Origin of the sequence: Streptococcus mitis (assembly GCF_002096895.1) — a bacterium.
Taxonomy (GTDB): Bacteria; Bacillota; Bacilli; order Lactobacillales; family Streptococcaceae; genus Streptococcus; species Streptococcus mitis_AH.
Genome location: NZ_NCVI01000020.1, coordinates 382,147 through 402,316 on the forward strand (window position 1 = coordinate 382,147; position 20,170 = coordinate 402,316).

Below are 20,170 nucleotides of genomic sequence, written 5' to 3' on the forward strand. Positions count from 1 at the left end.
ATGATTATGGCAACTTATGAAACTTTTGCGGCGGTCTATGATGCGGTTATGGATGACAGTTTATACGACAAATGGACGGATTTTTCTCTGCGTCACTTGCCAAAAACTAAGGAGAGAAAGAAACTCTTGGAATTGGCTTGTGGGACAGGTATCCAGTCTGTTCGCTTTTCTCAAGCTGGTTTTGATGTGACTGGCCTGGACTTGAGTGCTGATATGTTGAAGATTGCCGAGAAGAGAGCTTCTTCAGCCAAACAAAAGATTGATTTTATGGAAGGCAATATGCTGGATTTGTCTAAGGCAGGTCAATACGACTTTGTCACGTGTTACTCGGACTCAATCTGCTACATGCAGGATGAGGTGGAAGTGGGAGATGTCTTTAAGGAAGTCTATAATGCTCTCAACGAAGACGGAGTCTTTATCTTTGACGTACATTCGACCTATCAGACAGATGAAGTTTTTCCAGGCTATTCCTATCATGAAAATGCAGAAGATTTTGCAATGCTCTGGGATACTTATGAGGATGCGGCACCTCACTCCATCGTGCATGAGTTGACTTTCTTTATCAAGGAGTCTGACGGTTCCTTTAGTCGCCACGATGAAGTGCATGAGGAGCGGACTTATGAGGTTCTGACCTATGATATTTTGCTGGAACAGGCTGGATTTAAGTCTTTCAAACTCTATGCAGACTTTGAGGACAAGGAGCCAACAGAAACCAGCACCCGTTGGTTTTTTGTGGCACAGAAGTAGGAGATTATCATGACCATCACAGGTATCATAGCGGAGTTTAATCCTTTTCATAATGGCCATAAATACCTGCTGGATCAGGCAGAGGGGCTGAAAATCGTAGCCATGTCTGGAAATTTCACGCAACGTGGAGAGCCTTCTATCGTAGACAAGTGGACTCGGGCCCAGATGGCGCTGGAAAATGGCGCAGACTTGGTAGTGGAATTGCCATTTTTAGTCAGTGTTCAGGCGGCGGATTTCTTCGGCCAAGGGGCTGTGGATATCTTGGCTCGTTTGGGCATTGATACTCTATCTTTTGGGACGGAGGAAGTTCTAGATTACCAGAAAATCGCTGACTTATACACAGAGAAAGGTGCTGAGATGGAGAAATTTGTGGAAAATTTGCCTGATTCTCTTTCCTATCCACAGAAAACCCAAGCTATGTGGAAGGAATTTGCAGGTCTTGATTTTTCTGGCAATACTCCCAATCATGTTCTTGCTCTTGCTTATGCCAAGGCAGTTGCAGGACGAAACATCAGGCTGCATCCGATTAATCGGCAGGGCGCTGGTTACCATTCTGTGGATAAGGATGTGGACTTTGCCTCGGCGACAGCTCTCCGTCAGCACCAGAGGGACAAAGATTTCTTAGAACGTTTTATGCCTTCTGTTACCCTTTTTGAGCAGGCCAGTAAGGTAAGTTGGGATGACTATTTTCCTTTGCTCCGCTATCAAATCTTGTCAAATCCCGACCTAACCACCATCTATCAGGTCAATCAAGAAATGGCAGTGCGCATTAAGGAAGCTATTAAAACAGCCCAATCTGTGGAAGATTTAGTCGAGGCGGTTGCGACCAAACGCTATACCAAGGCGCGTGTCAGACGCCTCTTGACTTATATCTTGGTGCAGGCCAGAGAAAGTGACTTACCAGAAGCCATTCATGTCCTTGGATTTACCGAAAAAGGCAGACAGCATCTTAAATCTCTGAAAGGTCAGGTCAATCTAGTCAACCGAATTGGCAAAGTACCTTGGGATGCTATGACCCAAAAGGCAGACCAGATTTATCAACTTGGAAATCCAAGTATAGCAGAGCAGAATTTTGGCAGAGTGCCGATTAGAATAGAAACAAACTAAGTCTACTGAAAGGTAGGCTTTTTTATTATGTGACTATTAGTCCGTCTCGCTCCGCTAGGTGCGAGACAAAAAAAACACCCGCTATGTGGGTGTGCGTCGAAGGTTATACCCCAAAAACTCCAAACGCGATACAATAAAGGTGTTCAAACCAATTGTAAAGCGAAAGGAGAAAAATATGGCACAAAAGGCTCATAGTTTATCGCACACAAAGTGGCACTGTAAGTATCACATTGTGTTCACCCCTAAGTATAGACGAAAAGTCATCTATAATCAATATCGAAGTAGTTTAGGCGAAATATTTCATCGTTTGTGTAGTTATAAAGGATTTGAAATTATCGAGGGTCACTTAATGCCAGACCATGTACACATGTTAGTAAGTATTCCACCGAGGATAAGTGTTTCAAGTTTCAGGGGTTATTTAAAAGGTAAAAGTGCACTCATGATGTTTGACAAACACGCCAACCTCAAGTACAAGTTTGGGAATCGACATTTCTGGGCGGAAGGTTATTATGTAAGTACAGTAGGGCTTAATGAAGCCACAATTAAGAAATATATTCAAGAACAGGAAAAGCATGATATAGCACTAGATAAATTAAGTGTAAAAGAATATGAGGATCCCTTTAGGGATAGTGGTAAGTAATACTAAAGCCTCTTTGAGAGGAAAGTGACGAGTCAAGAGCAATAAGGCTTGAACAAAGTGAAAGCCAGCGTCTTTAGGCGCTGGCTGGTAATTTGGACTTATAGCCCTGGGACAAACCACCCGTTTGACGGGTGGTCATGATTGGTAATGTTGAAGATCGGAAGTGAAATGATACTTTCAAAGAATTCATTTTGAACACTAGCAAACGAAATAGAGCCCTGATGCAAATCAACAATTTGTTTTGAAATTTTTAGCCCAATTCCAGTCGTTCTAATTTTAGAAATATCAATGTTTTTAAAAGATAATTCATTAAGTTCAGCAATTTTTTCTGGTGAAGCTCCCTGTCCATTATCTTTGATTTCGACAATTACATTTGTATCTTTTTTGAATAAGTTGATTCTTATTGTGCAACCCTTTTCGTTATGCAAAACAGAGTTGTAGATGATATTATGGATAACTCTTGTGATTAAAAACTGCTCAATCATGATAGATTGATTAACAAGTGAATAATCGTAATCAAATTCAAATTCAAAATCATTCCAGATTTCTTGATTTAAAATATGGATGAGAATGTCTTTGAAGAAGGGGATAATTTTTGTTTCAGTCTGATTTAATTGAAGATGACCGGATGAAAGGCGAGCTACTATATTTAAGTCATTTAAAATATTTTGGATGTAATAGGATTCTGTCAATATTGGGCGAATATGTTTTTTAGACTGTGTATCTAGTTCAGAATCATTTAACAAGGAAGCGTTAGAAATGATGACAGAAAGAGGTGTTTTGATATCGTGTGCAATTCCTGAAATCCATTGCTCTTTAAAGACTTCATTCTCTTTGAGTAGAGTATCGGTTTGATTGATTGCAGTTGTAAGATATTCTAGTTCTGATATAGAATTTATTGGATTTTTCAAACCATCTGGGAGATTCTGAATAGCAGTTACAAGAGGCGCAATTTTACGATTGATATGCGTCACACCATAGTAGTAAAGAAAAGCGAAATAAAGGCAGTTGAAAAGCAATACTCCAAATGCTACTAGTGGAATTAGGCGAATACTATCTATATCTAAGTAATTATAACTATAACGAGCAATTTTATCTTTTGGAAAACCAACAACAATGATGTAGCCACCTTTTATCTGACTAAAAACAGGATAATCTGAAAGATAATAGCGAGAAAACTGTAAAATGTCCCCATAGTCAAATTGCGAAGGAACTTCTTTAGGTTTATACTGTTCGTACACTTGTTTTCCAGTCTGCTTATCCAATACCATGAGCCATAACTTTTGTTCTTTTAGACTAGAAATATCATTTTTAGGTATGTGGACGTTGTTTTTTGTGATGGTAATGTGTTCAGAAATTATTTTTACAGTCTCGGTAGCAGTTTGCTTTTCTCTAATGTAGAAAACAAAACTGGCAATTAGAATAATATTGGTAATAAAGATAATGATGGAAAAAAAGATAAATTTCTTTAGTGAATACCTTAAAATTTTGGTTTGGTTCATAATCATGATAACAATTTATATCCCAGCCCTTTAGCTGTCTTTAAATATTGAGGTTTTGAAGGATTTTCTTCTATTTTTTCCCGAATTTTCCGAATATGTACAGTCAAAGAGTTTTCATAACCAAAGCTATCCACTCCCCAAATCGTATCACAGAGAGATTCAGTTGAAACGATGTAATTTTTATTATCGTAAAGTTTTTTTAAAATCTTAATTTCAATTGGTGTAATAGAAATTTCTGCTCCATTCTTTTGTACTGTTGCATTCCGAAAACTCACCAAAGTCTGTCCAATCTGTATTGCTTCCTGTTCTGATTTATAGCTTCTCCTGAGCAGAGCCATAATACGATAGATAAGATTTTTTGGAATGAAGGGTTTTACGACATAATCATCACCACCAGCATTGAAACCAGCTACCTCATCTTCAGGATTATTTTTGGCAGTCAGAAAGAGGATAGGAGTATCGCCTTTTTTTCGGATATGTTTTGCTAATGTATAGCCATCACCATCGGGGAGCATAATGTCCAAAAGGAAAAGGTCGAACTGCTCTGTTTCAATCATGTCCAAACTAGATTCTATATCATAGGCTGATGTTAGATTGGAAAATCCGTAGGCAGTGAGAATATCTCTTATGGAAGAGTTTAAAATTTTATCGTCATCAATGATAAGGATGTGCTTATTCAGGAGCTGTTGTTCGAAATTCATAATCTTACCTCGCTTATCTATATTATACCATTTAAAAGAGTGAAAAAAGCAAGATACTTTAATCTTAATGTAAAATTAAGGTTAGCTTAGTTTAAAATTAATCTAGCATGTCTATAATAAAGATATAACCTAGATAGAGATACTTCTCAAATAAATTTTAATCAGTGAGGTATTTCCAAATGGCTAAACAACAAAAGAATCTCGTTGAGATTGAAGTAATGAATTCTCTTCAAGAATTAACTCTTGAAGAACTTGATAACGTTCTTGGTGCTTGTAGTGTAATAATTCATTTTATTCAGACAAAACAATGGTAATAGTGAGTCACCAATTAGATATTGTAAATTATGTTGATTCTATCATTTTTGTTGATAAGAGTAGTGGAGATGTTATCAAAGATACTCATGATAATTTGATTTATAGGAATCAAAATTATAGAAAATTATTTGGTTTAAAGGAGGAAGTTCATAATGATTAGTAATGTTTTACAGATAAAAAACTTACAAAAGGGATTTGAGGACACTCAGGTAGTTAACCTTAGTTCCTTATCAGTTCAACAAGGTGAGATTTATGGTTTTCTAGGTCCAAATGGAGCAGGGAAAACAACCACCATGAAGATGATTTTGTCTTTGATTTCTCGTACAGCTGGGGAGATTGAAGTGTTTGGTCAATCTATAGGTACGGACAAGCAGTATCTTAATCAGATTGGCTCTATGATTGAAGAACCGTCTTATTATCCTAATTTGACAGGCTATGAAAATCTCTTAGTCTTCCAAAAAATACTTGGATTTGATAAGAAAAATATTCAGGAAACCTTGAAAATTGTGGGGTTAGATCAACCTAAAAACAAGAAAAAATTGGTTAAAGATTATTCTCTGGGTATGAAACAGCGCTTGGCTTTAGCCTTTGCCTTAGTCAAGAAACCGCGTTTGTTGATACTGGATGAGCCAACAAACGGGCTAGACCCAGCAGGGATTCATGAAATTAGGGAACTGATTATCAAGTTGGCAAAAGAACAGGGCATTACTGTCTTCATCTCTACCCATATCCTTTCTGAAGTAGAGCATATAGCTGACCGTGTGGGGATTATCAATCATGGTCAACTGGTTTACGAGGGAGAAATTCGTAAAATTCAGTCCAATAAATGGCTGGAAGTGCGTGGGGATTTTAGAGGTCGACGTGAAGCCATTAGCCAAGTGTTATTTGGTTATCCGTGCAAGATGTTGGAGATACAAGAGGATAAACTCAAGCTGACTAACCTTGCCGATCAGCAGATTTCTAGTTTGTTACGAGATTTAATAGTCGAGAAAGTTCCAATTTATGAAGTGAAGCAAGAACAAGAAACCTTGGAATCTATCTTCCTCAACTTAACCAAGGAGTGAGTCTTATGTTGAATAATTTGTCTATTGAATTGCTCAAGGCAAAACGAACCAAATCCTTCCTCATTAGCATACTAGTTATGGGAGTCGGATTTGCTTGGACAATTGCAGCCGCTACACGCTACCTAAGTAATCCAGACATGCACCAGATTAGCCTAATTTTCTATATGATAAAAGAAGTAAATGGCTTGATTCTCCCTATTGTGATTTCTCTCTTTGTATCGCGGATTGTCAAAAACGAGAAGGAGGGCAACACTTTCAAACTGCTTTTGGCAAATGGTGAAAATGTACGGCATATCTTTCTGAGTAAGCTTGGACTGACCATGTTCATTTTGACCTTTCTCGCTTTTTTGGAGGGAGTAGTAGTCCAGTTGATTGCAATCTTATCAGGTTTAGAAATGCCTGTTAGCCTAATCCTCTGGCAAATCGTCATTTTCTTGCTGGCCTCTTTTGTCTTAACCTGTCTGTTTTTGACTTTGCAGTTTTTACTGAAGAAGCAGGCATTGATACTGGCATTAGGGATTTTCGGAGGATTTCTTGGTGTTGGATTTGGTCATGCACCAGCTTTTCTACAGCTGATTTTCCCTTTTGGTGGTATAGGATATCTGTCTCTGGTGGATTACCAGCAAGTCGCCAGTCAAGTGAGTTATGTTTTTGCGACAAAACTAGGATTTAAACTCTTTACATATTTGCCAATAGCCCTAATCTATCTCTTCATATCTCTCTATTTGGTTGAAAAGAAAGGAGGCAAGCTATGATGTCTTATCTATCAGTAGAATGGCGGAAAACTAAAAAATTTTCCATGTTGATGATCGGTATTTCCTTCTTAGCTTTTTGTAGCCTGATTGGTCTTGGGATTTACTTTGGTGCAGCTTATTCTATGGTTGAAGAAAGTGAAAAAGTGCCTGTTTTATGGGGACAATTGACCTTCTATTATAGCCAGCTTTTCTTTCCGATCTTAGTCAGCCTTTATGTAGCCATGATGTTAGGAAAAGAGTTTGATAGAAAAAATATTGAATTTCTCAGAGCTAATAATGTTAGTCTTGGGAAATTATTGTTGGCAAAAGAAATAGTAATTATCTTTTTTATTGCTGTTTTACAGTTGTTCTTGTTTGGTATTTTTTATGTCAGTGCTCACCTAGCTCATTTAGAAATTTCTAATTTGTTCACCTACCTCAAGTGGGATTTATTGGGAATTTTTGGAACAATTAGTATGATGGCAGTACAGTTTTTTGTGACAGCTAAAACTCGTGTTTTCAGTAAATCTGTGGGAATTGGTGCTATTGGTACTTTCGTAGGATTTATGATGCTTTTTGTATCAGATAAATTATCTTTAATCTATCCCTACTCCCAAGCTATGGTGGCAATGCGGTCACGGAATTTGATAGACTTTAATTTAGTGGAAATATTGCTGTTTATCATTGTAAATATTCTTCTGTGGGGGATTTTTCATACATTGAGTAATAAAGAATTACATAAGTAATGAGAAGACTCTTCGGAGTCTTTTTATTATGTGACTATTAGTCCGTCTCGCTCCGCTAGGTGCGAGACAAAAAAAACCACCCGCTATGCGGGTGTGCGTCGAAGGTTATACCCCAAAAACTCCAAACGCGATACAATAAAGGTGTTCAAACCAATTGTAAAGCGAAAGGAGAAAAATATGGCACAAAAGGCTCATAGTTTATCGCACACAAAGTGGCACTGTAAGTATCACATTGTGTTCACCCCTAAGTATAGACGAAAAGTTATCTATAATCAATATCGAAGTAGTTTAGGCGAAATATTTCATCGCTTGTGTAGTTATAAAGGAGTTGAAATTATCGAGGGTCACTTAATGCCAGACCATGTACACATGTTAGTAAGTATTCCACCAAGGATAAGTGTTTCGAGTTTCATGGGTTATTTAAAAGGAAAAAGTGCACTCATGATGTTTGACAAACACGCCAATCTCAAGTACAAGTTTGGAAATCGGCATTTCTGGGAGAAAAGTTATTATGTAAGTACAGTAGGGCTTAATGAAGCCACAATTAAGAAATATATCCAAGAACAGGAAAAGCATGATATAGCACTAGGTAAATTGAGTGTAAAAGAATATGAGGATCCCTTTAGGGATAGTGGTAAGTAATACTAAAGCCTCTTTGAGAGGCAAGTGACGAGTCAAGAGCAATAAGGCTTGAACAACGTGAAAGCCAGCGTCTTTAGGCGCTGGCTGGTAATTTGGGCTTATAGCCCTGGTTCAAACCACCCGTTAGACGGGTGGTCATGATTGTAGAAATTTTAGTTAACAAATTGAAGATAAAGTTTTTGGAAAATGATAAACTCCCTAATATAGAAGACAAAAAGTCAATAAAGAAAATTAGTATATAAACCTTAATCTTTATCTTTGAATCCGCTTTATGCTTGTTATTTTGTGGTATAATGAAGAGAACTGGTTATATTAAAAATCATAAATTGAATATAAAAGACAAATAAATTTTTATATTTATAAACCATGATAAACTTATGTTTAAGATTATGTAATAAAAAAGAATATTTATAAGGATAATTTGTATTTATGTAATACAAGCTAATGATAGGATAGTTAAAATATGGAAGAAAATTATAATTTATCTATAACTCAAATAAAGAATTCTATTAAAGAAAATTCCTTAGTTTTGTTTGTTGGTGCAGGAATATCAGCTAATTCTAATCTACCAACTTGGGGAGAATTGATTCAATCATTAAAAAAAGAATTGAACATACCAGGAGAAAGAACAGATAGTCCACTGAGAATTGCTCAGTATTATTATGATACTTTTGGGAAAAATCAGTACACAAAGAAGATAGAAGAAATTTTCTTTAAGAAGGGATTGAGTAAACCAAATGAGTTACATAAATTAATAGAAAAAATTGCACCAAAACATATTATTACGACAAACTATGATTCACTTCTGGAGAGTCAATTTGAAAGTGGCTTGTTAAAGTACAATGTAGTCGCTGAGGATAAAGACATCCCTTATACGAGTTCGGAAAGATACTTGATTAAAATGCATGGTGACTTCAGTAAGAAAAATATTGTTTTGAAAGAAGATGATTATTTAGACTATCATTTGAACTTCCCAATGATTTCTACTTTAATCCAGTCATTGATAATGAATCATACTCTATTGTTTGTGGGGTATTCTCTAAGTGATTCGACTTTTAATTCAATTTTTAGAATGATTCAAAATACATTTAAATTGGATGCTAAAAATGCTTATTTTTATACTCCCGAGGAACCGTCTATGATCATTCGAGAGTATTATAAGAAGCAAGGAATTTTCATTATCTCTAATGAAGAGAATCTAGGTCAGGAGACATCAGAAAAACAGAACAAATTGTATTGCAGGACAAAAGATTTTTTAGAGGTTCTATCAGAAAACCGAAGTCAAGATGTAAATAATGCTGATGATTTATGGAATCAACTGGCTTTTTTAGATAGACTTAGTTTTATTGATGCGAAAGATTTTTCTAGATATTCTGATTTAAAGAAAAGGGCTTTAAACTGGGATGATGAGTATTGCTGGTTTGGAAATGATCAATTAAGATTTGAAATTGATGGTCATGAAGAATTACGAATTATGGTATCTAAAAAATCTTTATTAAATCGCTTTCTAGATATGGAGATTGGTGAGCCTAGGGATTTAAAGGGGAATCGATTCTTAAGTAAGGCTTTTAAGTTGTATGAAGAAAAACAATATTCTTTAGCAAAAGCAAAATTTAGAGAACTAGCTAATATAGCATTTCGTCAGAAAGACTATTTTAATTTCTTAGTTTGTGAATTTAATTTTCAGCAAATTCAAATAATTGATAGATACGAAAAAACACCTAGTTATGCAGAGCCACTTTATGATGGAGAATTAAGCGAATTAACAGAACAAATTATTAACTCGGTTACAGGAGATGAGAAAAAGATTATAGAATTTTTTAGAGATTCAATCCTTAACTTCAATTTTTTATATAGAAAATTAGAAACTATTAATGAATTATTTGATGAAATTCGTGAAGAGCATGAAAGCTATAGAAGAGGAGGATGGTCTGCTAATAATCATCTATTTAATGCGGAGTTTACAGTAAAAAATCTTTATAACTTTTTAAAATTAAATTGTTTATGTGTTGAACATTATAAGATTTATAAATCAATCATTAATAGATATTTAGAAATATTATTACTCAGTTATGATAATTCATATGTAAATCCTGACTCAAGTATTTTCGATAGAACATCTTCTTGGCTTAAAAATCTTGATTTGGATGATGTTCAATTAATTCTTCCGAATATAGATTTTAAGGTTGTAAATTTATATTTTAGAAACTATTCATTTGGTAAAATAAAAGTTACTGAGAAAGCGAAAGACTACTTGTTGAATCGAATTACTTATCTTCAAGAAAGACTTGAAATTACTGAAGATGAAAATCTTCGAGAGCTTAAAAATATGCTAATTTTTCTTCCTCTTGTTGATGATATTGACATAGAAAAAGTAATAGAAATTTTAAATAATCAAACACTGTATTATAATTGGAGCGAGGAATTTAGGAGAATTATTAAAATTGTCCTCGATAATATGGATGTTATTGATAAAGATTCATTGAAATCTAAGATAATTGGGATTGTAAATAAACATTTAAATGAAATTTTTGAGAAAAATTTTTCTTTATATAATTCAGTGTATCCACTCTATTCACAGTTACTAGAATACTGCTCAACTGATCAGGAAACTGCAATAATAGTACTCGAAAAATTTAATACAGATATTTTAAGAATAAAATATAAAAATGATGATATAAAAAATATCATAGAATATTCTGACTTGATATGTCACTTATTTAAGTATTTTGAAAAGGATATTAAAGATGACATTCTAGATACTCTAAAAGTTTATGAAGAATCAGAAAATATTATTTACCATAAAGTAATTGATTTGATGAGTTATAATGTCTATGATTTTCCTCAGATACAAAATAAAATCTACCATTATTTGATTAAAAGAATTAATGATAAAAGAGTTGAGGGGGTTAAAACTTTCCCAGACCCAAGAGAAAAGTCTGTATCAGATTTATACAACTTAAGTAGAAAAGGATATTTTTCTGATTTTGAGATTTTAAAAGATATTGAAGAAGATATTCGAGGACTTTATCCTGAAGTAGATTGGACCTGGTTCCATGATAGAAGTGATGATGTTATCCATCGTCTACTAGAACATAGAACTCCCAATAATATTAAAACTTATTTTTCAAAAAATGAAGAAGATAATAAATTGATTAATGAGTATATTTTAAAAGCTTTCGATGAGGATAAATTAATACTTAAGAAATAAATTGATACAACTAAATAAAAAAAGTTAATTTATGACAAATTTGATCTTGAAGATAAGCTGTAATTTCCTAAAGTGAATTTTCAAAGACTTGAAAGCAAAATGTTTGAATCTAGTGGAACACTATTTGGCACAACAATAGAAAATCCATAGCTGTAGAAATTCGGTGGAACTTTTTGATAGCGACACTGACTTATCTCCTTAAAAAACCAAAGAAGTGTAATCCTAAAATTCACTTCAATTTCCCCAAAACATATTCTATTTTAGGTTTGTGAAAATCACTTTTTTATGGTAGAATGTAAAAGAATGTATGTCATTCGGAATAACAATAAAATGAGGTAAAAACATGGAAATCATGTCGCTTGCGATTGCTGTTTTTGCCGTCATCATTGGTTTAGTCATTGGATATGTCAGCATCTCAGCCAAGATGAAATCATCTCAGGAAGCTGCAGAGTTGATGCTTTTAAATGCTGAACAAGAAGCAACTAATTTACGTGGACAAGCTGAGCGTGAAGCGGATTTACTTGTTAATGAAGCGAAACGTGAAAGCAAGTCTCTTAAAAAAGAAGCACTATTGGAGGCCAAAGAAGAAGCCAGAAAATACCGTGAAGAAGTGGACGCTGAATTCAAATCAGAACGTCAAGAACTCAAACAAATCGAAAGTCGTTTGACAGAGAGAGCTACTAGCCTTGACCGTAAGGACGACAATTTGACGAGTAAAGAACAAACACTTGAACAAAAAGAACAAAGTATTTCTGATAGAGCGAAAAACCTTGATGCGCGTGAAGAGCAATTAGAGGAAGTCGAAAGACAAAAAGAAGCAGAGCTAGAGCGTATTGGTGCTCTGTCTCAGGCAGAAGCACGAGATATTATCTTGGCTCAGACAGAGGAAAACTTGACCAAGGAGATTGCCAGCCGTATTCGTGAGGCTGAGCAAGAGGTCAAGGAACGTTCTGACAAAATGGCCAAGGACATCTTGGTTCAAGCTATGCAACGTATCGCTGGTGAATATGTAGCGGAGTCAACAAACTCAACAGTTCATCTGCCAGACGATACTATGAAGGGACGCATTATTGGTCGTGAAGGTCGTAACATTCGTACCTTTGAAAGTTTGACAGGGGTTGATGTCATTATCGACGATACACCAGAAGTGGTAACCTTGTCAGGATTTGATCCGATTCGTCGTGAGATTGCTCGTATGACTATGGAAATGTTGCTTAAGGATGGTCGTATCCATCCAGCTCGTATCGAAGAGTTGGTTGAGAAAAACCGTCAAGAGATTGACAATAAGATCCGTGAATATGGTGAGGCCGCTGCCTATGAGATCGGTGCGCCAAACCTTCATCCAGACTTGATGAAAATCATGGGTCGCTTGCAGTTCCGTACTTCATATGGACAAAATGTCTTACGTCATTCGATTGAGGTTGCTAAGTTAGCTGGTATCATGGCGAGCGAACTTGGTGAAAATGCGGCTCTTGCTCGTCGTGCTGGATTCCTTCACGATATCGGGAAAGCTATTGACCGCGAGGTTGAGGGTAGCCACGTTGAAATCGGTATGGAATTGGCTCGTAAGTATAAGGAACACCCAGTTGTGGTCAATACGATTGCTAGTCACCACGGGGATGTTGAAGCTGAGAGCGTCATTGCAGTGATCGTCGCTGCGGCAGATGCCTTGAGTGCAGCCCGTCCAGGAGCTCGTAGTGAGTCTCTTGAAAGCTACATCAAGCGTCTCCATGATTTGGAAGAAATTGCTAACGGCTTTGAAGGGGTACAAAATAGCTTTGCCCTTCAAGCAGGACGTGAAATTCGCATCATGGTAAATCCAGGACAAATTAAGGACGACAAAGTCACAATCTTGGCTCACAAAGTTCGTGAGAAAATTGAAAACAATCTCGATTACCCAGGAAATATCAAGGTAACCGTGATTCGTGAACTTCGTGCAGTAGATTATGCTAAATAATAAAAAACTGAAGTCAGAAGAAAATCTGACTTCAGTTTTTTGAATAAATTATTTGCAACTATTTGTTATATTATCGGGGCGAAATCTCAATTGGTGATAAGTAGATTAAATCTTGAGTAGAGTTATAGTTACCGATTTCTGCTTTAATATGTATATTTTGTCCGGTTTTAATATTGTCCCCATTAAATGAATTGAATATAGGATTTGAGATGATAGTGATTTGAGGGATTTTGAAATTAGGGCCTGATACCTCATCAGGATGATAATTTCCAGAATGAATAAGAATATCATATTTTGATTTTGACTTAGCAAGATTTGCTATGTTCCCATCAAATTCAATTATCTGACCTTTGTGTTTTTGAATAAAATCTGTTATGGTGCTTGAATCATCAGTCTGCAATAGTGCTTTAAATTCCTCATTGTTTTCAGTTGTGATGACAGCTGATTGGGCTGGACTTGTTGACGAGGATTCGGTAGAGCTTGATGAGGTGCTAGTTGAACTAGAGGAAGCAGGCGTCGAACTTGATGATGTAGAGGATGATTCACTGGTTTTCTCGACAGATTTTTCAACAATAGAGCTAGTTTGTGTAGAGGAAGGGGTAGAAACAGTAGTTGACTTATCTGAGTATACTCCAATTATAACTGCTATAAGAATCATAAATATTGTAACAGCACCGATTAAATATGGAATCAATCTTTTTATTTTCAGTTCCATTGGGCTCAATGGTGTTATTTCAACCTCAGCTTCTCTTTCAAAAAAACCAAATACTCCGGCATTTCCATGATCAATGATATTGATTTTGACTTCACTTTTGTTGAGATTGAGTTCAGATAAGCCATTTGCAATTGCTTCATCAACATTTTTTCCTTTATAATTTCCCATAAACTTCTCCTTTTTATATTAGTAGTTTTATTATCTCTTAAATAGAATAAAAAGGCAAGTCTTTTTTAAGGGGGCTACCTTGTATAAATCATAGATTATGCTAAATAAATAAGAAAGAGCAGTTGAAAAATTACTGCTTTTTTGTTACACTAGATAGAAAGACTGTAAAGGATAATTTGGCTTTTTGCCGTTATTCTAGAGAAATGTTATTTCACAGACTGACTAAAAGGAGACACAATGGCAGACCGAGGCTTACTAATCGTTTTTTCTGGTCCTTCAGGGGTTGGAAAAGGAACGGTTAGAAGAGAGATTTTTGAGAGTTCTGAAAATCAATTTCAATACTCTGTATCGATGACGACGCGCGCACAACGTCCTGGAGAAGTGGATGGTGTTGACTATTTCTTCCGCACTCGCGAAGAGTTTGAAGAGCTGATTCGTCAAGGACAGATGTTGGAATATGCAGAATATGTCGGCAACTACTATGGAACTCCTCTGACCTATGTCAATGAAACCTTGGACAAGGGAATCGATGTTTTCCTTGAAATTGAGGTTCAAGGAGCTCTTCAGGTCAAGAAAAAGGTTCCAGATGCTGTCTTTATCTTCCTGACACCACCAGATTTGGATGAATTGCAAGATCGTTTGGTAGGACGTGGAACAGACAGTGCAGAAGTGATTGCCCAACGAATCGAAAAAGCCAAGGAAGAAATTGCGCTTATGCGTGAGTATGATTATGCGATTGTCAACGATCAGGTGCCCCTAGCTGCTGAGCGTGTCAAACGTGTGATCGAAGCAGAACACTTCCGTGTGGATCGTGTCATTGGTCACTATCAGGAGATGTTACCAAAGTCTCCAACTACTCGATAAAATTTAGAAAATAGGTACAAGCAAATGATGTTAAAACCCTCTATTGATACCTTGCTCGACAAGGTTCCTTCAAAATATTCACTCGTAATCTTGGAAGCAAAACGTGCCCACGAATTGGAAGCAGGTGCACCAACAACTCAAGGTTTCAAGTCTGAAAAATCAACTCTTCGCGCTTTAGAAGAAATCGAATCAGGAAACGTTACAATTCACCCAGATCCAGAAGGAAAACGTGAAGCAGTGCGTCGCCGTATCGAAGAAGAAAAACGTCGCAAAGAAGAAGAAGAAAAGAAAATCAAAGAGCAAATCGCTAAAGAAAAAGAAGATGGTGAAAAAATTTAAGGTTGGGGGGACTCAATCTTATTTTTTCTATTGCAAGAATGTACTGACAAGGAGGAGGTGAGAAGATGCCCATAGCCAAGATTATTGTAGATGTGCCCTTGATGCAGACGGACCAGCCCTATAGTTACAGGATTCCTGAGGAATTTCTGGGAATGCTGGAAGTTGGGATGCGAGTTCATGTGCCTTTTGGTAAGGGAAATCGCCTGATTCAAGGGATTGTTCTTGGTTTGGAGTCCCAATTGGATGAAGAAGAGATGGAGCAAGATTTAAAAGATATTGCCGAGGTACTGGATTTTTCCCCTGTTCTCACGCAAGAACAACTCTGGCTGGCTGAGGAGCTCCGTAAATCCGTCTTTTCCTATAAAATTTCTATCCTCAAGGCTATGTTACCAGGGTTTCTGAACTCTAGCTATGACAAAATTCTCTATCCTATGGCAGGTCTGAGTCAGGAAGACCGAGAGCGCTTGTTTGGTTCAGAAGATTCGCTTGCCTTTTCTTCTCTAGATTTAGGTAAGCAAGCTGAAATGATGCGTTTGACTAGAAAAGGCCTGCTTGGTCTAGAATATCAGGCGATTGATCAAAAGAAGGTCAAGACCCAGTCTTGGTATGAGGTAGACCTTGTTCAGTTAGAAGGTGTAGAGATTTCTACACGCGCCAAGAAAAAGTTAGAACTGAGAGACTATCTGCTGTCTCATCCAGAGAGCGCTTCTTTGGCTAGTTTGTTAGAGTCCTACTCGCGGGAGCAAGTCAACTTCTTTGTGGAACAAGGTGCTGTGACCATAGTTCAAAAGGAAGTTCAACGCTCGGCTGCTTATTTTGAAGGGATTGAAGCAAGTCAGCCTTTAGAGTTGAATCCAGAGCAAAGACAGGCGCGTGATGCGGTTGTCAGTGCGATTGGCAGTCATCAGCCTCCTTTCCTCCTTCAAGGGATTACAGGAAGTGGGAAGACGGAGGTTTATTTGCAGATTATCCAAGGAGCCTTGGACAAGGGCAAGACAGCTATTTTGCTGGTGCCTGAGATTTCCTTGACTCCACAAATGACGGAGCGTTTTATTGCTCGATTTGGTGAGAAAGTGGCCATTCTTCATTCAGGCCTATCCAATGGTGAAAAGTACGACGAATGGCGCAAGGTGGAACGTGGCGATGCTCAAGTTGTTGTGGGTGCCAGATCTGCCATCTTTGCTCCGCTGAAAAATCTAGGTGTCATTATAATCGATGAGGAGCATGAAGCGACTTATAAGCAGGACAGCAATCCCCGTTACCATGCTAGAGAGGTAGCTATTTTACGGGCCCAGTATAATCAAGCAGCACTGGTACTTGGTTCAGCAACTCCTAGTCTGGAAAGCCGTGCTCGGGCTGGAAAAGGCGTTTATCAACATTTACGTCTGACCCAGCGCGCCAATCCTTTAGCTAGGATCCCTGAGGTTCAAGTAATTGACTTTCGGGACTATATCGGACAAAATGAAACGTCAAACTTTACGCCACCTTTGCTAGAAGCGATTCAGGATCGTCTGGCTAAAAAAGAGCAGGTGGTTCTTATGCTCAATCGTCGTGGTTATTCTAGCTTTGTTATGTGTCGGGAGTGTGGGACCGTGGATACTTGTCCTAACTGTGACATTTCCTTGACCTTGCACATGGATACCAAGACCATGAACTGCCATTATTGTGGTTTTTCGAAGGACATTCCTCAGGTCTGTCCTAACTGTAAGAGCCGAAGTATTCGTTACTATGGGACAGGGACACAGAAGGCTTATGATGAGCTGGCAGAACTCTTTCCGCAGGCCCGCATTTTGCGGATGGATGTGGACACGACTCGTAAGAAAGGTAGTCACCAAGCTCTTCTTGACCAGTTTGGGCGAGGAGAAGCAGATATTTTACTAGGTACTCAGATGATTGCCAAGGGATTGGATTTTCCTAATGTAACCTTAGTTGGAGTTCTCAATGCGGATACGGCATTGAATCTACCTGATTTCCGTTCTTCTGAGAGAACCTTCCAGCTCTTGACTCAGGTTGCAGGCCGGGCAGGTCGTGCTGAAAAAGCTGGGCAGGTCTTGATTCAGTCTTACAATCCTCAGCACTACGCTATTCGATTTGCAAAGGATCAGGATTACGAAGGTTTTTATGCCTATGAAATGGGAATCAGACGACAACTTGGTTATCCGCCTTACTATTTCACTATTGGCATTACCCTTTCTCACAAGAAAGAAGAAGAGGTGGTCAAACGTGCTTATGAAGTTATGAATATTTTGCGGTCAGGATTGTCAGAGACCAGTAACATTCTTGGGCCAACCCCCAAACCGATTGCTCGTACCCACAACCTCTATCATTACCAGATTTTGATTAAATACCGTTTAGAAGATGAGCTAAGTCCGACCCTCAACCAGGTCTTAGCCTTGACTCAAGAACGGGAAAATAGTGAGCTCCGTCTCAGCATTGACCATGAGCCACAGCAATTTTTATAAGAAGGAGAAGATATGACAAAATTAATCTTTATGGGGACACCCGACTTTTCAGCAACAGTCTTAAAAGGACTTTTGACAGATGACCGTTACGAAATTCTAGCCGTTGTGACCCAGCCGGACCGTGCTGTTGGGCGAAAAAAAGTGATTCAAGAAACCCCAGTCAAGCAGGCTGCCAAGGAAGCAGGGCTTCCTATTTATCAACCTGAAAAATTATCTGGAAGTCCTGAGATGGAAGCTATTATGAAGCTAGGAGCAGATGGAATTGTGACTGCTGCTTTTGGGCAGTTTCTGCCAAGTAAACTCCTTGATAGCATGGACTTTGCGGTCAATGTTCACGCTTCCCTTCTTCCCAAACACCGTGGTGGTGCGCCTATCCATTATGCCTTGATTCAAGGGGATGAGGAAGCTGGTGTGACCATCATGGAAATGGTGAAGGAAATGGATGCAGGAGATATGATTTCTCGTCGCAGTATTCCAATCACGGATGAGGACAATGTCGGCACCTTGTTTGAGAAATTGGCGCTAGTTGGTCGTGATTTGCTTTTGGACACTTTGCCTGCCTACATTGCTGGGGAAATCAAACCTGAACCGCAGGATCCAAGTCAGGTCACTTTCTCGCTAAATATCAAGCCAGAGGAAGAAAAACTGGACTGGAACAAAACCAATCGTCAACTCTTTAACCAAATCCGTGGCATGAACCCCTGGCCTGTTGCCCATACTTTCCTTAAGGGCGACCGCTTTAAGATTTATGAAGCACTACCAGTAGAAGGTCAGGGAAATCCAGGTGAGATTCTCTCTACTGGTAAGAAAGAATTGATTGTCGCAACGGCAGAAGGGGCTCTATCCCTCAAACAAGTGCAGCCAGCTGGTAAACCTAAGATGGACATTGCTTCCTTCCTCAATGGAGTTGGACGTACATTGACTGTAGGAGAACGATTTGGTGACTAAAGTAGAAACGGCTAGGAGTTTAGCCCTAGCAGTATTAGAGGATGTTTTTATCAATCAAGCATACTCAAATATCGCCTTAAATAAGCATTTCAAGGGAAGTCAACTTTCGGCAGCAGACAAGGGCTTGGTGACCGAGCTGGTCTATGGAACGGTAGCCCGTAAACTGACTCTGGAATGGTACCTATCCCACTTTATCGAAGACAGAGACCAGTTAGATAGTTGGCTTTATGTCCTTCTTCTCATGAGTGCTTACCAGCTCCGCTATTTGGACAAGATTCCAGACCATGCTGTGGTCAATGAAGCAGTAGAATTGGCCAAAGTTCGTAAAAAAGGTAGCGAAAAATTGGTCAACGCCGTCCTTCGTCGTATTCTACGTGAAGGCTGGCCAGATATCACTAGCATCAAACGAAAAAACAAACGTGACTCCGTTGCCTATTCTCTCCCAGTTTGGCTAGTTGCCAAGCTCAAGGAAGAATACGGAGAAGAGCGAGCACAAGCTATTTTTGAAAGCCTTTTGGTGCGAAACAAGGCCAGCATTCGTGTAACGGACCTAGGACGAAAAGAAGAAATCCAAGTCTTGTTGGAGGCTAGTGATTCATCCTTGTCTCCCTCTGGTCTTGTGAAGGAGCAGGGGCATTTTGCAGGCCATGATTTGTTTGCGGATGGAGCCATTACCATCCAAGACGAGTCCAGTCAGCTGGTTGCTCCGACGCTTGATTTAAAAGGGCATGAGCAGGTTCTAGATGCCTGTGCGGCTCCAGGTGGGAAAACAGCCCATATAGCCTCTTATCTTACGACAGGTCAAGTTACTGCTTTGGACTTGTACGACCACAAGTTGGACTTAATCCAAGAAAATGCCCAACGTCTGGGAGTTGCAGATCGGGTTCAAACGCAAAAATTAGATGCCAGAAAGGTGCATGAGTTTTTTGGTCAGAATTCATTTGATAAGATTTTGGTGGATGCTCCCTGTTCAGGAATTGGTCTTTTACGCCGCAAACCAGACATCAAATACAATAAGGAAACATCAGATTTCGCGTCTTTGCAGGAAATTCAGCTAGAAATATTAGGTAGTGTTTGTCAAACACTAGGCAAAGGTGGTATAATAACTTATAGTACCTGTACTATTGTCTCAGAGGAGAACTTTCAAGTCGTACAGGCATTTTTAGAAAGTCATCCCGACTTTGAGCAGGTAAAACTAGAACATGAATGTAAGAATATCATGAAAGATGGTTGTATTCTCATTACACCTGAATTGTATGGAAGTGATGGATTTTTCATCAGCCAATTTCGTAAGATATCGGATTAGGA

18 protein-coding genes are annotated in these 20,170 nt (G+C 38.1%); 15 read left to right on the forward strand and 3 right to left on the reverse strand.

The genetic code is table 11. From position 1 onward, the window contains the following. The first annotated feature begins 6 nt into the window (after window positions 1-6). From B7697_RS06495 to tnpA (B7697_RS06505), 3 genes are all read left to right on the forward strand, one after another. Complete coding sequence (locus B7697_RS06495; RefSeq protein WP_279629985.1) at window positions 7-747, forward strand: class I SAM-dependent DNA methyltransferase; 741 nt, start codon at window positions 7-9, stop codon at window positions 745-747. 9 nt (window positions 748-756) lie between these two features. Continuing rightward, window positions 757-1,854, forward strand: a complete 1,098-nt coding sequence (locus B7697_RS06500; protein WP_084950883.1) for a nucleotidyltransferase — start codon at window positions 757-759, stop codon at window positions 1,852-1,854. Window positions 1,855-2,029: 175 nt separating this feature from the next. After that, window positions 2,030-2,494 (forward strand): IS200/IS605 family transposase, encoded by a 465-nt coding sequence (tnpA, locus tag B7697_RS06505; protein WP_033682231.1) that lies wholly within the window; start codon window positions 2,030-2,032, stop codon window positions 2,492-2,494. A 98-nt stretch (window positions 2,495-2,592) separates the two neighbouring features. On the opposite strand, the gene B7697_RS06510 is transcribed toward tnpA (B7697_RS06505), so the two are convergent. Both B7697_RS06510 and B7697_RS06515 read right to left on the reverse strand, forming a co-directional pair. Then, window positions 2,593-4,002: a sensor histidine kinase gene (locus B7697_RS06510; protein WP_033682229.1), complete on the reverse strand. Its 1,410-nt coding sequence runs from the start codon at window positions 4,000-4,002 to the stop codon at window positions 2,593-2,595. After that, complete coding sequence (locus B7697_RS06515) at window positions 3,999-4,697, reverse strand: response regulator transcription factor (RefSeq protein WP_033682226.1); 699 nt, start codon at window positions 4,695-4,697, stop codon at window positions 3,999-4,001. The genes B7697_RS06510 and B7697_RS06515 overlap by 4 nt, the downstream gene beginning before the upstream one ends. 179 nt (window positions 4,698-4,876) lie before the next feature. Here B7697_RS06515 and B7697_RS06520 point away from each other — a divergent pair, with 179 nt between their 5' ends. The 7 genes from B7697_RS06520 (at window position 4,877) to B7697_RS06555 (ending at window position 13,366) form a co-directional block, all read left to right on the forward strand. Continuing rightward, the gene (locus B7697_RS06520; RefSeq protein ID WP_033682224.1) at window positions 4,877-5,011 is read left to right on the forward strand and encodes a type A2 lanthipeptide; all 135 of its coding nucleotides are present in this window, start codon (window positions 4,877-4,879) and stop codon (window positions 5,009-5,011) included. A 153-nt stretch (window positions 5,012-5,164) separates the two neighbouring features. Then, window positions 5,165-6,076 (forward strand): ABC transporter ATP-binding protein, encoded by a 912-nt coding sequence (locus tag B7697_RS06525; RefSeq protein WP_080709545.1) that lies wholly within the window; start codon window positions 5,165-5,167, stop codon window positions 6,074-6,076. A 5-nt stretch (window positions 6,077-6,081) separates the two neighbouring features. Beyond that, window positions 6,082-6,831: an ABC transporter permease gene (locus B7697_RS06530; protein ID WP_033682223.1), complete on the forward strand. Its 750-nt coding sequence runs from the start codon at window positions 6,082-6,084 to the stop codon at window positions 6,829-6,831. Next, window positions 6,828-7,556 carry an ABC transporter permease gene (locus B7697_RS06535; protein ID WP_033682222.1) on the forward strand — a complete coding sequence of 243 codons (729 nt, stop codon included), beginning with the start codon at window positions 6,828-6,830 and terminating at the stop codon, window positions 7,554-7,556. The genes B7697_RS06530 and B7697_RS06535 overlap by 4 nt, the downstream gene beginning before the upstream one ends. Before the next feature lie 177 nt (window positions 7,557-7,733). Next, window positions 7,734-8,198: an IS200/IS605 family transposase gene (gene tnpA, locus B7697_RS06540; protein ID WP_033682221.1), complete on the forward strand. Its 465-nt coding sequence runs from the start codon at window positions 7,734-7,736 to the stop codon at window positions 8,196-8,198. Between the two features lie 463 nt (window positions 8,199-8,661). Further along, window positions 8,662-11,409 (forward strand): SIR2 family protein, encoded by a 2,748-nt coding sequence (locus B7697_RS06550; RefSeq protein WP_033682219.1) that lies wholly within the window; start codon window positions 8,662-8,664, stop codon window positions 11,407-11,409. 343 nt (window positions 11,410-11,752) lie between these two features. After that, window positions 11,753-13,366, forward strand: a complete 1,614-nt coding sequence (locus tag B7697_RS06555; protein WP_000404934.1) for a ribonuclease Y — start codon at window positions 11,753-11,755, stop codon at window positions 13,364-13,366. A 70-nt stretch (window positions 13,367-13,436) separates the two neighbouring features. Here B7697_RS06555 and B7697_RS06560 read toward each other — a convergent pair whose 3' ends face one another. Beyond that, window positions 13,437-14,249, reverse strand: coding sequence for a DUF4839 domain-containing protein (locus tag B7697_RS06560; RefSeq protein ID WP_084950885.1), 813 nt, complete (start codon window positions 14,247-14,249; stop codon window positions 13,437-13,439). A 237-nt stretch (window positions 14,250-14,486) separates the two neighbouring features. On the opposite strand from B7697_RS06560, the gene gmk reads away from it, so the two are divergent. From gmk to rsmB, 5 genes are all read left to right on the forward strand, one after another. Then, window positions 14,487-15,113 (forward strand): guanylate kinase, encoded by a 627-nt coding sequence (gene gmk / locus B7697_RS06565; protein WP_000775041.1) that lies wholly within the window; start codon window positions 14,487-14,489, stop codon window positions 15,111-15,113. Between the two features lie 24 nt (window positions 15,114-15,137). Further along, window positions 15,138-15,452: a DNA-directed RNA polymerase subunit omega gene (rpoZ, locus tag B7697_RS06570; RefSeq protein ID WP_025169762.1), complete on the forward strand. Its 315-nt coding sequence runs from the start codon at window positions 15,138-15,140 to the stop codon at window positions 15,450-15,452. Between the two features lie 65 nt (window positions 15,453-15,517). Continuing rightward, window positions 15,518-17,914 carry a primosomal protein N' gene (locus B7697_RS06575; protein ID WP_020903001.1) on the forward strand — a complete coding sequence of 799 codons (2,397 nt, stop codon included), beginning with the start codon at window positions 15,518-15,520 and terminating at the stop codon, window positions 17,912-17,914. Window positions 17,915-17,926: 12 nt separating this feature from the next. Then, entirely contained in the window at window positions 17,927-18,862 is a 936-nt protein-coding gene (gene fmt / locus B7697_RS06580; protein WP_000163673.1) for a methionyl-tRNA formyltransferase, read from the forward strand. Further along, window positions 18,855-20,168, forward strand: coding sequence for a 16S rRNA (cytosine(967)-C(5))-methyltransferase RsmB (gene rsmB, locus B7697_RS06585; protein ID WP_192851481.1), 1,314 nt, complete (start codon window positions 18,855-18,857; stop codon window positions 20,166-20,168). The genes fmt and rsmB overlap by 8 nt, the downstream gene beginning before the upstream one ends. Window positions 20,169-20,170: the final 2 nt, after the last annotated feature.